Below are 13,377 nucleotides of genomic sequence, written 5' to 3'. Positions count from 1 at the left end.
CGGCGCTACTTGCCGTGGGCTACCCACCAGGCCTGGCCGGTCTCGGGCAGGGTGTCGATCGCTGAGCTGACCGGCTGGCCGCCCGCTCAGCCCGGGGGCGAGGTCTCCTCCGCATCCAGGTCCGCCGGGCCGGGGGTCGCGGTCGGCGGCGGCCGGGCCGCTGCCGACCGCGACGGACGGTGTGGCGAGGGCATAACTCGTGGCTGGAAGGTCACCGGCTGCCTACGATCGGCTGATGACGGATACGGCGAGGACGGGCCGCGCCGGCGTCCCCGAGCGTCCGACCCTGGACGGCATCGAGGAGACCTGGGCGCGCCGCTGGCAGGAGGAGGGCACGTACGCGTTCGACCGCTCGAAAGCGGCTGTCCGGGGTCGCGGCGCGGCGTCAGACGCGCCGAGCCCGGATGGTCGTAGCTCGGACGTGTACGCGATCGACACCCCGCCGCCGACCGTATCCGGCGAACTGCACATGGGACACGTCTTCTCCTACACGCACACCGACACCGTGGCCCGGTTCCAGCGGATGCGCGGCCGGACGGTCTTCTACCCGATGGGCTGGGACGACAACGGCCTGCCCACCGAGCGGCGGGTGCAGAACGTGTACGGGGTGCGCTGCGACCCGGCCCTGCCGTACGACCCGGAGTGGCAGCCGCCGGCCACGCCGGTGAGCGAGGCGGCCCGCAAGGACCCGGCCCCGATCTCCCGGCGCAACTTCATCGAGCTGTGCGAGCAGCTCACCGCGGCGGACGAGCAGGCCTTCGAGGCGCTGTGGCGGCGACTCGGGCTGTCGGTGGACTGGTCGCTGACCTACACCACGATCGGGCGGGTGGCCCGGGCGACCAGCCAGCGGGCGTTCCTGCGCAACCTGGCCCGGGGCGAGGCGTACCAGGCGGAGGCGCCGACGCTCTGGGACGTCGGGTTCGCCACCGCCGTGGCCCAGGCCGAGCTGGAGGACCGGGAGCGGCCCGGCGCGTACCACCGGCTGCGCTTCCACGGCCCGGGCGGGCGCGAGGTGCTGATCGACACCACCCGCCCGGAGCTGCTGCCGGCCTGCGTGGCGCTGGTCTGCCACCCGGACGACGAGCGGTACGCGGACCTGGTCGGCGCGTCGGTGCGTACCCCGGTCTTCGGGGTCGAGGTGCCGGTGCGCGCGCACCCGCTGGCGGACCCGGCCAAGGGCACGGGCATCGCGATGGTCTGCACGTTCGGCGACCTGACCGACGTGACCTGGTGGCGGGAGCTGCAGCTCGACACCCGGGTGGTGATCGGCCGGGACGGGCGGCTGCTGCCCGAGCCGCCGGTCGGGGTGCCGGCGGAGCCCTACGCGGCGCTGGCCGGGCAGACCGTCAACGGCGCCCGGCGCACCGTGGTGCAACTGCTGGCCGACGCGGGTGACCTGGTGGGCGAGCCGCGCCCGATCACCCACCCGGTGAAGTTCTACGAGCGGGGCGACCGGCCACTGGAGATCGTCTCCACCCGGCAGTGGTACCTGCGCAACGGCGGGCGCGACCCGGAGCTGCGCGACGAGCTGCTGGCCCGCGGCCGGGAACTGCGCTGGGTGCCGGAGCACATGCGGCACCGCTACGAGCACTGGGTGGGCGGCCTGACCGGAGACTGGCTGGTCAGTCGGCAGCGCTTCTTCGGCGTGCCGGTGCCGGTGTGGTACCGGCTCGACGACGCTGGCGAGCCGGACTGGTCCCACCCTCTCACACCGGACGAGTCGATGCTCCCGGTCGACCCGTCCGGCGAGCCGCCACCCGGCTACGAGGAGGCGCAGCGCGGGCTGCCGGGCGGCTTCGTCGGCGATCCGGACGTGCTGGACACCTGGGCCACCTCGTCGCTGACCCCGCAGATCGTCGGTGGTTGGGAGACCGACCCGGGCCTGTTCCGCCGGGTCTTCCCGATGGACCTGCGGCCGCAGGGGCAGGAGATCATCCGGACCTGGCTCTTCGCCACCGCGGTCCGGTCCCACCTGGAGCACGGCGTGCTGCCGTGGCGCGACGCGGTGCTCTCCGGCTGGATCCTCGACCCGGACCACAAGAAGATGTCCAAGTCCAAGGGAAACGTGGTCACCCCGATGGACCTGCTGGTGCAGCACGGCTCCGACGCGGTGCGATACTGGGCCGCCAGCGGCAAGCCGGGGATGGACCTGGCCTTCGACCCGGCGCAGATCAAGGTCGGGCGGCGGCTCGCCACCAAGCTGCTCAACGCGTCCCGGTTCGCGCTCGGGCTGGGTGCCGCCGACGCGTTGCGCGCGCCGGCGACCGAGCCGTTGGACACCGCCATGCTCGCCGAACTGTCCGGCGTGGTCGCCGCCGCGACCGCCGCCTTCGACGGGTACGACCACACCGCCGCGCTGATGGCGACGGAGGCGTTCTTCTGGCGGTTCTGCGACGACTACATCGAACTGGTGAAGGAGCGCGCCTACGGCTCCGGGCCGGGGGCGGACTCGGCGCGGGCCGCGCTGGCCACCGCGCTCTCGGTGCAGTTGCGGCTGTTCGCCCCGGTGCTGCCCTTCGTCACCGAGGAGGTCTGGTCCTGGTGGCGGTACGGCTCGGTGCACCGCGCGCCGTGGCCCACGACCTACGAGGTGGGTCGGGCCACCCAGGGACCGGGTGACCCGCAGCTGCTGCGGCTGGCCGCGGACGCGCTGGGCCAGGTGCGCCGGGCCAAGTCGGAACGGAAGCTGTCGATGAAGGCGGATGTGCCGCTGGCCGAGGTGCTCGGCCCGGCCGCCCAGCTCGACCAGCTCACCCTGATCGCCGACGACCTCCGGGCGGCGGGCCGGATCGCCAAGCTCGACCTGCTCCCCGACCGCACCCCCGAACTCGTCGTCGCCTGCGCCTTCTGATCCCCGCCCTGCCCCCTGCCCGCGCTCGCCGACGGCGGGCGGCCAGCGGGGAGCGTGGGCGGGGCGGGAGACAGGTCCGCCCGCCGAGGGTTGGCCTCGGCGGGCGGACGGCGCCGCCCCGGGGAGGGTGGGGCGGCGGTGCGCGGTCAGCTCGTCTCGCCGGCCACGCTGAACGAGCGGAGGCGGTCGATGGCCAGGATGGTGGAGCCGATCGCCACCAGGGCGGTCAGCACCGCGGCCACCGGCACGGAGACGGTGGTGCCGAGCAGTTCGGTCGGGGCGATCCGGTCGGCGATGGCGATCACCCACTGCTGGATGGAGAGCACCTTGGTGCCGTCCACGAACCGGCCGAGCAGCCCCTCCCAGATCAGCACGTAGACCAGCCCGAGCAGCACCGGCCGCCGGGTCAGCAGGCTGAGCACCAGGAACAGCGCCGAGTACGCCAGCGCGCCCAGCGCCGACGCGGCGGCCAGCCCCAGGCCGAGGCGTACCGAATCGGCGAGCACGCCCGCGACGTAGAGCGGGACGGCGACGGTGGCCGCGCTGACCCCGGTCGCCACCGCGAGCTTGGGCAGCACGATCTGCCAGCGCGGCAGCGGCTTGGTGAGGATGTGCACCACCGTGCCGTCGTCGATCTCGGCACCGAGCACCCCGGTGCCGACGATCAGCGCGACCACCGGCAGCACCACGGCCAGCCCGAGCCCGACCAGCACCGGCGGCCCCCACTGGCCCGGGTCGACCCCGAGCGAACGGGAGACGATCGCGAGCACCAGCAGCAGCGCGGGCAGCGGGAGCAGCAGCAGGAACCGGCGCCGGCCGAACAGCCCGCGCGCGGTGATCCAGGAAACGGTCGACATGAGTCAGCTCCCCACCAGGTAGGAGAAGACGCTCTCCAGCGATTCGTCCTCGGGCGTCAGGGACCGGACCCGGATGCCCCGGGTCAGCGCGATCTTCGGCAGTGCCCGGGTGAAGGCGCCGTAGTCGCCGGCCCGGACCGTGAGCCCGTCCCGGCCCAGCTCCACCCCGGTGACCGACGACTCGGCGATCAGCGCGACCGCGAGGGCCCGGTCGTCCGTCGAGCGGACCGCGAAGACGTGCGGCCGGTTGGTCATCAGCCGCCGGATGGTCCGGTAGTCGCCGGAGGCGGCCAGGCGGCCGGCCACCATCACCTGGACGGTGCCGGAGACCTGCTCGACCTCCTCCAGGATGTGTGAGCTGAACAGGATGGTCCGGCCGGCGTCGCCGAGGCGGTGCAGCAGGGCCATCATGTGCAGCCGCTGCCGCGGGTCCATCCCGTTGAACGGCTCGTCGAGCAGCAGCACCTGCGGGTCGTGGACCAGCGCGGCGGCCACCCGGGTGCGCTGCCGCATGCCCTTGGAGTAGGTGCCGATCCGCCGGTCCTGCGCGTCCGCCATCTCGACCAGGTCGATGGCCCGGCGGGCCGCGGCCGCCGGGTCGGGCAGCCGGTGCAGCTTGGCGCTGGCCAGCACGAACTCGTACGCGGAGAGGAAGGCGTGCACCGCCTCCCGCTCGCTGACCAGGCCCAGCCGCCGGTAGACGCCCGGATTGCGCCAGGTCGGCTCCCCGTCGAGGGTGACCGCGCCCCGGGACGGGGCGAGGAAGCCGGCCATCATGTGCAGCAGGGTGGTCTTCCCGGCGCCGTTCGGCCCGAGCAGCCCGGTCACCCCGGGCCCGAGCCGCATGGTGATGTCGTTGACCGCCACCACGTTGCCGTACCAGCGGGAGACCCCGGCCAGGTCGAGGGTGGACGCGGGCGTGGTCGGCGCCGCCGCCTGGGTGCCAGCGCTGATCGTGGTCATCGGGCGGCCACCTTCCGGTATCGCAGCAGGAGCAGGGCGACGCAGCCGGCCACCAGCAGCACGGCGGCGGCGACATAGACCGGCCCGAAGCCGCCGATCATCTGGTCCGCCGCCGCGCCGGGCGCCAGCAGGTCGCCGAGGGCGTAGCGGCCGACGGCGTGAACCAGGGCGGTGGGCGAGCCGAGCATGGCCAGCTCGTTGACCGTCCGGGATGGCATGATCGAGAGGATGCCGACGATCGGGGCGGTCATCAGGAACACCGCCACGATGCCGCCGGCCGCGAACGCCCGCTTGCCGGTGAGCGAGGCGATGAGCAGCCCGATCGAGGCGAAGACCACCGCCCAGAGCGCCGCGTAGAGCAGGCCGGGCAGCAGGTCGAGCAGCTCGTCCCAGACCCCGTGCATGCCGTTGTCGGTGGTGAACGCGGCGCCGAGGAACATCACCAGCTGCGGCGCGCCGAGCAGCAGCCAGAGCGCGCTGACCAGCGCGCCGAGCTTGGCCAGCGCGTAGTCGCCGCGGGGCAGCGGCCGGGAGAAGTAGAGCGGCAGCACGCCGCTGAGCAGGTCGCGGGAGACCAGCTCCGGGCCGACCACCGCGACGAAGAAGATGACCAGCCAGCTCATCGCGTCGGCGAACTGGGCGTACGTCATGACGGTCTGCCCGGTCTGGGTGCGCACCGCGGTCAGCCCGGCGGCGACCACCACCACTATGCCGACCACCAGCCACGGGAAGATCTTCGCCTTGGCGGACCGGCCGAGGCCGAACGCGGTCCGTAGGCCGTGCAGGTAGAGCGCGCCGAAGACGTGCCGGCGGCCCAGCCGCGGACCGGTGTAGCGCTGGTAGCCGATGTCGTGGATGACGCCGGTCGGCTCAGACATGGCTGGGCTCCCTCGTGGCGAAGAGTTCGGCCACCCGGTGCCGCCGCTGGTCCAGCCGGTGCAGCGGCAGGTCCAGCTCGGCGACCGCGCCGAGGATCAGGTCGTAGGTGGCGTCGTCGGCGAGCGGGACGAGCAGCAGCCGCCCCTCCCGGGACACCGGCAGCTGGAGCGCGGCGAGCCGGGCGGCCAACTCCTCCGTGCCCTCGCTGACCTCGACGGCGAGCACGTCGGTGGCGGAGGTCATCGCGGCCACCCGGTCGGCGCGCAGCAGCCGCCCGCCGTCGATGGCGACGAGGGTGTCGCAGATCCGCTCGACCTCGCCGAGCAGGTGCGAGCAGACCACCACGGAGATGCCGAACTCGGTGCCGATCCGGTGGATCAGGGCGAGCATGGCGTCCCGGCCGGCCGGGTCGAGGCCGTTGGTGGGCTCGTCGAGCAGGAGCAGGTCGGGGTCGTGCACCAGGGCCTGGGCGAGCTTCACCCGCTGCTTCATGCCGGTGGAGTAGCCACCGACGGCCCGGTGGCGCTCCTCGTGCAGGCCGACGTGGCGCAGCGCCTCGGAGGCCCGCTCCCGGGCGACCGTCCGCGGCAGGCCGCTGATCCGACCCAGGTGGGTGACCAGTTCGGCGGCGGACAGGTCGGGCGGGAGGGCGTCGTGTTCGGGCATGTAGCCGACCCGGGCGCGGACCGCGGCCGGGTCGGTGGTGGGGTCGAGGCCGAGCACGGAGACCCGACCGCTGGTCGGGGCGAGCAGGCCCAGCAGGATCTTGATCAGGGTGGACTTGCCGGCGCCATTGGCGCCGACCAGCCCGATGATCCCCGGCTCCACCGACACCGTGAGGTCGGCCAGCGCGGTGACCCGACCTCCGTACGTCTTGGTCAGCGACTCGGTCGCGAGCAGTGTCACGACGACCAGCGTAAGAAGTCGACGCCGCCCCGGGTATCGGGAAACGCTCGGGGATGCCCCTGATTCCGCCCGTACGGTCGGTAAGGGTTTCGTAAGCGCGGCGACCGGTGACCGCGGGCGCCGGGCGCGGAAGACTCGGCACATGCCGAGCCGACTGCTTCGCACCCCGCTGACCTGGGTCGTGGTCGCCGTCCTCGCGGCCGGCGCCGCCGCCGGCCTGTACTGGTTCCGGCCCTGGGCGCTGGTCACCGACACCGAGGTGCACGAACGGCTCACCGCGGTCGAGGAGATCACCCCGGCCCCGACCGCGTCCACCGCGAGTCCCGCCACCGCCACCCGGGCGGCGCCGACCCTGGTGAGCCGGGGCGAGTTCGTCAGCCATGAGCACGACACCCGGGGCAGTGCCCGGATCGTCCGGACCACCGGGGATCGGTACCGGCTGGAACTGGCCGGGCTGGACACCTCGAACGGTCCGGATCTTCAGGTCTGGCTGACCGACCAGCCGGTTCGTACCGGGCCGTCCGGGTGGCGCGTCTTCGACGACGGGCGCCACGTCGCGCTCGGCCCGCTCAAGGGAAATCGGGGAGACCAGGCGTACGAGATCCCCGCCGGAACCGATCTCACCGGGCTGACCAGCGTCGCCATCTGGTGCCAGCGCTTCGCCGTGTCGTTCGGCGCGGCCCCGCTCACCCCCGCCGGCTGAGCCGATCGACGACCGCCGCGCCAACGGGCGGTGGCTGGGAGGTGGAGTGGCGCTCTCGACCGATCGCCGGTGGGCTGAGAAACTGTGTGCCGGCCGGTGAGTTGGGGGTTCGATGAGCAACGGGTGGGTGCTGCCCGAGGACGTGTTGCGGGACGCGCCGGCGTACGCGCCTCGCCCCGGTGAGCTGGCCGATCTGGAGTTGCTGCTGACCGGGGCGTACGCCCCGCTGACCGGCTTCATGGCCCGCGCCGACCTGGCCTCGCTGAGCCGGCGCGGTCGACTCGCCGACGGCACGCCGTGGCCGGTGCCGGTGACCCTCCAGGTGCCAGCGGCGCTCGCCGACGGGCTTGAGCTGGACGACCCGCTGCGCCGAGCGCTGGTGCTAACCGACGGTGAGGGTGCCCCGGTGGCGGCGATGGACGTGACCGACGTCTGGCCGGTCCGCGACGGCATGGCGGGCGTGGGTGGCGCGGTGCGCCGGCTGGGCGACGGCGGTCACGGGCCGTTCCAGCGGCTGCGGCGCAGTCCCGACGAGGTCCGCGGGCTGCTGCCGCCGGGGCGGGTGCTCGGCGTCTTCGCCGACCGTCCGCTGCACCGGCCGCAGCTCGCGCAGATCGCGCACGCCGCCCGCACCCTGGCCGCGCACCTGCTGGTGATGATCCCGGTGGGTGAGGCGGCGACCGGCGGGCTGCCGTCCGAGGCGCTGGTGCGCAGCGTGTTCGCCGCCCGGGACCGGATGCCCCCGGCCACCCTGCTGGCGGTGCCACTGGTGCGGCGGCGCGACGAGATCAGCGACGCCCTGCTCCGGGCCCGGGTCGCCGCCGCGTACGGGGTGACCCACCTGCTCTCCACCGAGGGGATGCTCTCCGGGGCCGGGCTGCGCGTGCTCGTGCCCCGGGAACTGGCGTACGACAACCGGGACGGGCAGTGGCGCTGGCGGGAGGACATCCCGCCGCGCAACCGGCGGCTGGCGCTCAGCCAGGAGGAGATCGACGACCTGCTGGACCGGGGCTTCCCGCTGCCCGAGTGGCACACCCCGCCGGCGGTGGCCAAGGAGCTGTCGCGGGCCCGTCCGGCGCGCCGGCACCGGGGCCTGGTGATCTTCCTCACCGGCCTCTCCGGCTCCGGGAAGTCGACCATCGCCCGGGGCCTGGCCGACCTGTTGCGCGAGGGCGGCGACCGGAGCATCACGTTGCTCGACGGGGACGTGGTGCGCCGGGAGCTCTCCGCCGGGCTGGGCTTCACCAAGGCCGACCGGGACGCCAACGTCCGGCGGATCGGCTGGGTGGCCGCCGAGATCGCCCGGCACCGGGGGGTCGGCATCTGCTGCCCGATCGCCCCGTACGCGGCCGCCCGGGCCACCGCCCGGGAGATGGCGCAGGCGGCCGGGGCCGGCTTCCTGCTCGTCCACGTCGCGACCCCGCTGGAGGTCTGCGAGCAGCGCGACCGCAAGGGCCTGTACGCCCGCGCCCGGGCCGGCCTGATCACCGGGATGACCGGCATCGACGACCCGTACGAGGAGCCCACCGATGCCGACCTGGTGGTGGACACCACGGACCTGACGGTCGAGGAGGCGGTCCAGCGGGTGATGGAGCACCTGACCGAGACCGGCTGGGTGGAACCCCGTCTCCAGCCGGCCTGACCCGGGCCTTCGCCCCTGCCCGACCCCGGCCCGACGCGCCGGCACGGCTACGGGCCGAGCAGTTCGTGCTGCCGCCGTCCGGTCGCCCGAGCGGCGGCGGCCGGCGACCGCGCACCCCTTTCTTCCGCTGTTTCCACCTGCGCGCTAGTGTTCATTCTTGTTGGAACACGTTCGACCACGTGAGCACGGGGTCGGGAGGCGGAGGTGAGGTCGGGTGCTGGCACGGCAGCGGCAGGCGGCCATCCTGGAACGGGTCCGTGCCGCCGGAGGCGTACGCGTGACCGAGCTGGCCGGCGAGTTCGGCGTCTCCGACATGACCATCCGACGCGACCTGGAGACGCTGCACGAGCAGGGCCTGTTGGCCAAGGTGCACGGCGGGGCGACCCTCGCCGGCTCGACCGACGAGCCGGGCTTCCGGGCCAAGTCGGTCCGCCAGTCGGCGGAGAAGGCGGCGATCGCCGCCCGCGCCGCGAAGCTGGTCCGGCCCGGCGCCGCGGTCGCCCTCTCCGCCGGTACGACCACCGCCGAGCTGGCCCGCCGCCTGGTCGACGTGCCCGGGCTGACCGTGGTGACCAACTCGCTGCCGGTGGCCGAGATCCTGCACGTCGCCGGCCGGCCGGACCAGACCGTGGTGCTCACCGGCGGGGTGCGTACCCCCTCCGACGCGCTGGTCGGCCCGCTGGCCGTGGCGGCGCTCGGGGCGCTCCACCTGGACCTGCTCTTCCTCGGCGTGCACGGGATCAGCGAGCGGGCCGGGTTCACCACGCCCAACCTGATGGAGGCGGACACCGACCGGGCGCTGGTGGCTGCCGCCGACCGGCTGGTGGTGCTCGCCGACCACACCAAGTGGGGCACGGTCGGCATCTCCTCGATCGTCGGGCTGGACGCCGCCGACGTGCTGGTCACCGACGAACGGCTGGCGCCGGAGGCGCGCCGGGTACTCGAGGAACGGGTCGGCGAACTGCTGATCGTCCGCGGCACGGAAGGGACGAAGTGAAGCGTACGCGGATCGAGCTGGCCGACGGCCGCGAGCTGATCTACTTCGACGACCGGGACGACGCGGTCCGGGACCAGCCGGACCGGCGGGACCTGCCCCCGCCGCCGCAGGCGTCGCAGCTCCGGTACGACCCGCTGACCGACGAGTGGGTGGCGGTGGCGGTGCACCGGCAGACCCGCACCTTCCTTCCCCCGGCCGACCAGTGCCCGCTCTGCCCGTCCCGCGGCGACCGGCTCAGCGAGATCCCCGCCCCCGACTACGACGTGGCGGTCTTCGAGAACCGGTTCCCGTCGCTGAGCCAGCGGGTCGCCGCAGAGCCCGCCGAGATCACCCCGTTCACCCCGGTACGGCCCGGGCACGGCCGGTGCGAGGTGGTCTGCTTCACCGACGACCACCACGCCTCGTTCGCCAGTCTCTCGCCCCGCCGGGTGCGGACCGTGCTCGACGCGCTCGCCGACCGGACCACCGCCCTCGGCGAGCTGCCCGGCGTGGCGCAGGTCTTCCCGTTCGAGAACCGGGGCGTGGAGATCGGCGTGACCCTGCACCACCCGCACGGGCAGATCTACGCGTACCCCTTCGTGACGCCCCGGACCCGCGCCATGCTCGCCGCCGCCCGCCGGCACGCCGAGCGCACCGGCGGCAACCTGTACGCGGACGTGCTCGCCGCGGAACGCGCCGCCGGGGACCGGGTGGTGGCGCGCAACGCGCACTGGACGGCGTACGTGCCGGCGGCCGCCCGCTGGCCGTTCGAGGTGCACCTGGCCCCGCACCGGCCGGTGCCGGACATCCCCGCGCTGGACGACGCCGAGCGGGACGCGTTCGGTCCGCTCTACCTGGACGTGCTGCGCCGCTTCGACGGGCTGTTCGACGTGCCGATGCCGTACATCGCGGCCTGGCACCAGGCCCCGCTGCACGTCGACCGCGAGCTGGGGCACCTGCACCTGCAGCTGTTCAGCATCCGGCGGGCCGGGGACAAGCTGAAGTATCTGGCCGGCTCGGAGTCGGCGATGGGCGTCTTCATCAACGACATCGCCCCGGAGCGGGCCGCCGAGCTGCTGCGGGCGGCCTGAAAGGAAGGGTCCCTGGGTGGCGACGGCCGCGTGCCGACACTCGGGGCGGAGCGGGTGCCACAACAGGGCGCGGGGGGCCCGGGACAGGGCCCCCCGCAAGGGAAGGGACGGCTGGCTGTGCGCGACAGCCGGGAAGGCTGGCTGATCGGCACTCTGCCGCGAGGCGACCGCAGTCAACCTTCCTGGATGGGACTGGCATCCCGTCCACCCAGCTCAACGAGGCGCGCCACCGCTTGGTGACGCCGGCACGCGACGACGGAGCCCGCCGGCGGGTGCCGGCGGGCTCGATCGGTGACGGGTACGGGAATCAGGCGGCGAGCTTGCGGGCCAGGTTCTCGTCGAGCGCGTTCATGAACTCGTCGGTGGTCAGCCACGGGGCGTCCCGCGAGATGAGCAGCGCCAGGTCCTTGGTCATCTGGCCACCCTCGACGGTGTCGACGATGACCTGCTCCAGGGTGTTGGCGAACTCGGTGACCGCCGGGGTGCCGTCCAGCTTGCCCCGGTGGGCCAGGCCCCGGGTCCAGGCGTAGATCGACGCGATCGGGTTGGTCGAGGTCTTCTCGCCCTTCTGCCACTGCCGGTAGTGCCGGGTGACGGTGCCGTGCGCGGCCTCGGCCTCGACGGTGCGGCCGTCCGGGGTCATCAGCACGGAGGTCATCAGGCCGAGCGAGCCGAAGCCCTGGGCCACGGTGTCGGACTGCACGTCACCGTCGTAGTTCTTGCAGGCCCAGACGAAGCCGCCCTCCCACTTGAGCGCGGCGGCGACCATGTCGTCGATCAGCCGGTGCTCGTAGCTGATGCCGGCCTTCTCGAACTCCGCCTTGAACTCGTTCTCGAACACCTCGGCGAAGATGTCCTTGAACCGGCCGTCGTACGCCTTGAGGATGGTGTTCTTGGTGGACAGGTAGACCGGGTAGCCGCGGTCCAGGCCGTAGCGCATCGAGGCGCGGGCGAAGTCCCGGATCGACTCGTCGAAGTTGTACATGCCCATGGCGACGCCGCCGCCGGGGAACTTGGCGACCTCCATCTCCATCGGCGCGCCGCCGTCGGCCGGGGTGTAGGTGATGGTCACCGTGCCCGGGCCGGGGACGACGAAGTCGGTGGCCTTGTACTGGTCGCCGTGCGCGTGCCGGCCGATGATGATCGGCTTGGTCCAGCCCGGGACGAGCCGCGGCACGTTCGACATGATGATCGGCTCACGGAAGACGACGCCGCCGAGGATGTTGCGGATGGTGCCGTTCGGCGACCGCCACATCTTCTTCAGCCCGAACTCCGCCACCCGAGCCTCGTCCGGCGTGATGGTGGCGCACTTGACGCCGACGCCGTGCTCCTTGATCGCGTTGGCGGCGTCGACGGTGACCTGGTCGTCGGTCTCGTCGCGGTACTGGATCGACAGGTCGTAGTAGTGCAGGTCGACGTCGAGGTACGGCAGGATCAGCTGCTCCCGGATCTGCTTCCAGATGATCCGGGTCATCTCGTCGCCGTCGATTTCCACGACCGGGTTGTTTACCTTGATCTTCGCCATCGGCCGGCGCTCCTCTCGGGGGACACGTGCTCAAGCAGTACGAGCGTACTGGAAACTGACCGGGGCTTCTCAGCCGGCCTCACCCGATGAAATCGGGGTCACCCGGGACGGGTCGGGATGGCATCCTTCCCGGATGCCGCTGACGCACACGATCGGGTCTATCACGGTCACCGCACTGGTCGACGGGGCGGGGCCGTTCTTCCAGCCCCGCGAGGAGGCTTTCCCGGACGCCACCGCGGACCAGTGGCGCGCGGCCGACCGCCGGGACCCGGACACGGTCACCCCGGACGGCCGCTGGTGGCTGCCGTTCCGGTGCTTCGCCCTGCGTGCCGGGGACGGGCCGGTCACCCTGGTCGACGCCGGGATCGGCCCGGCCGACTCCCTGGCCGCGAGCTGGGCGCCGGTCCCGGGCCGGCTGCCGGCGGAACTGGCCGTCGCCGGCATCGACCCGGCGGACGTCCGGACCGTGGTGCTCACCCACCTGCACAGCGACCACGTCGGCTGGGCGGTGCTCGGCACGCCGTACTTCCGCAACGCGGACTACCTGCTGCAACAGGCCGAGCTGGCGGCGCTGGACCGGTTCCACCCCGAGTTGCCGGCCCGACTCCTGGGGCCGTTGCGCGCCGCCGGCCAGCTCCGGCTGGTCGACGGCGACACCGACCTCACCCCCGGGGTACGCGTGCTGAGCACGCCCGGGCACACCCCGGGCCACCAGTCGGTGCTGGTCGACTCGGGCGACGAGCGCCTGCTGGTCACCGGCGACCTGCTGGTGCACACCGTGCAGCTGGTCGACCCCACCCTGGCGTACGCCCACGAGGAGAACCCCACGGCGGCACGCGGGGTCCGTACGGCTCTGCTACGCGAACTGGCCGGGCACGGCCGGGCGGTGCTGGCGACGCCGCACCTGGGCGCGCCGTTCACCGAGGTGCCGGCGCGGGAGGCGTTCCCGCTGCTCGCCGCACACCTGCGGTTCTGCGCGCTGGG

Annotated in this window: 11 protein-coding genes; 6 read left to right on the top strand and 5 right to left on the bottom strand. The window is 73.4% G+C overall.

Annotated elements, in window-relative coordinates:
* Positions 1-235 precede the first annotated feature (235 nt).
* Complete coding sequence (valS, locus tag ABZ783_RS34605) at positions 236-2,851, top strand: valine--tRNA ligase (RefSeq protein WP_357446419.1); 2,616 nt, start codon at positions 236-238, stop codon at positions 2,849-2,851.
* Positions 2,852-2,997: 146 nt separating this feature from the next.
* Here the strand turns inward: valS and ABZ783_RS34600 are convergent, their stop codons facing one another.
* From ABZ783_RS34600 to ABZ783_RS34585, 4 genes are read right to left on the bottom strand one after another with little or no spacing between them, the layout of a single operon-like run.
* Positions 2,998-3,708: an ABC transporter permease gene (locus ABZ783_RS34600; RefSeq protein WP_073834812.1), complete on the bottom strand. Its 711-nt coding sequence runs from the start codon at positions 3,706-3,708 to the stop codon at positions 2,998-3,000.
* Between the two features lie 3 nt (positions 3,709-3,711).
* Positions 3,712-4,671, bottom strand: a complete 960-nt coding sequence (locus ABZ783_RS34595) for an ABC transporter ATP-binding protein (protein WP_357446414.1) — start codon at positions 4,669-4,671, stop codon at positions 3,712-3,714.
* Positions 4,668-5,549, bottom strand: a complete 882-nt coding sequence (locus ABZ783_RS34590) for an ABC transporter permease subunit (RefSeq protein WP_357446411.1) — start codon at positions 5,547-5,549, stop codon at positions 4,668-4,670. Before ABZ783_RS34590 ends, ABZ783_RS34595 begins: the two co-directional genes overlap by 4 nt.
* A complete protein-coding gene (locus ABZ783_RS34585) occupies positions 5,542-6,456 on the bottom strand; it encodes an ABC transporter ATP-binding protein (protein ID WP_073834815.1) in 915 nt (304 codons plus the stop codon). The genes ABZ783_RS34590 and ABZ783_RS34585 overlap by 8 nt, the downstream gene beginning before the upstream one ends.
* Before the next feature lie 142 nt (positions 6,457-6,598).
* On the opposite strand from ABZ783_RS34585, the gene ABZ783_RS34580 reads away from it, so the two are divergent.
* The 4 genes from ABZ783_RS34580 (at position 6,599) to galT (ending at position 10,868) form a co-directional block, all read left to right on the top strand.
* Positions 6,599-7,159 (top strand): DM13 domain-containing protein, encoded by a 561-nt coding sequence (locus tag ABZ783_RS34580; RefSeq protein WP_357446406.1) that lies wholly within the window; start codon positions 6,599-6,601, stop codon positions 7,157-7,159.
* Between the two features lie 112 nt (positions 7,160-7,271).
* Entirely contained in the window at positions 7,272-8,801 is a 1,530-nt protein-coding gene (gene cysC / locus ABZ783_RS34575) for an adenylyl-sulfate kinase (protein WP_357446403.1), read from the top strand.
* Between the two features lie 214 nt (positions 8,802-9,015).
* Positions 9,016-9,798, top strand: a complete 783-nt coding sequence (locus ABZ783_RS34570) for a DeoR/GlpR family DNA-binding transcription regulator (RefSeq protein ID WP_357446400.1) — start codon at positions 9,016-9,018, stop codon at positions 9,796-9,798.
* Positions 9,795-10,868, top strand: coding sequence for a galactose-1-phosphate uridylyltransferase (galT, locus tag ABZ783_RS34565; RefSeq protein WP_357446397.1), 1,074 nt, complete (start codon positions 9,795-9,797; stop codon positions 10,866-10,868). Before ABZ783_RS34570 ends, galT begins: the two co-directional genes overlap by 4 nt.
* A gap of 307 nt (positions 10,869-11,175) precedes the next feature.
* On the opposite strand, the gene ABZ783_RS34560 is transcribed toward galT, so the two are convergent.
* Positions 11,176-12,393: an NADP-dependent isocitrate dehydrogenase gene (locus tag ABZ783_RS34560; protein WP_357446394.1), complete on the bottom strand. Its 1,218-nt coding sequence runs from the start codon at positions 12,391-12,393 to the stop codon at positions 11,176-11,178.
* Between the two features lie 133 nt (positions 12,394-12,526).
* Between ABZ783_RS34560 and ABZ783_RS34555 the strand changes: the two genes are divergently transcribed.
* On the top strand, positions 12,527-13,377 hold an 851-nt coding region (locus ABZ783_RS34555; protein WP_357446391.1), incomplete at its 3' end, for an MBL fold metallo-hydrolase.

The organism is Micromonospora sp. NPDC047738 (genome assembly GCF_040642675.1).
In the GTDB taxonomy this organism is placed as follows: Bacteria; Actinomycetota; Actinomycetes; order Mycobacteriales; family Micromonosporaceae; genus Micromonospora.
The sequence above is the reverse complement of the archived record's forward strand: the minus strand, read 5'-3'. Positions and strand labels throughout refer to the sequence as shown.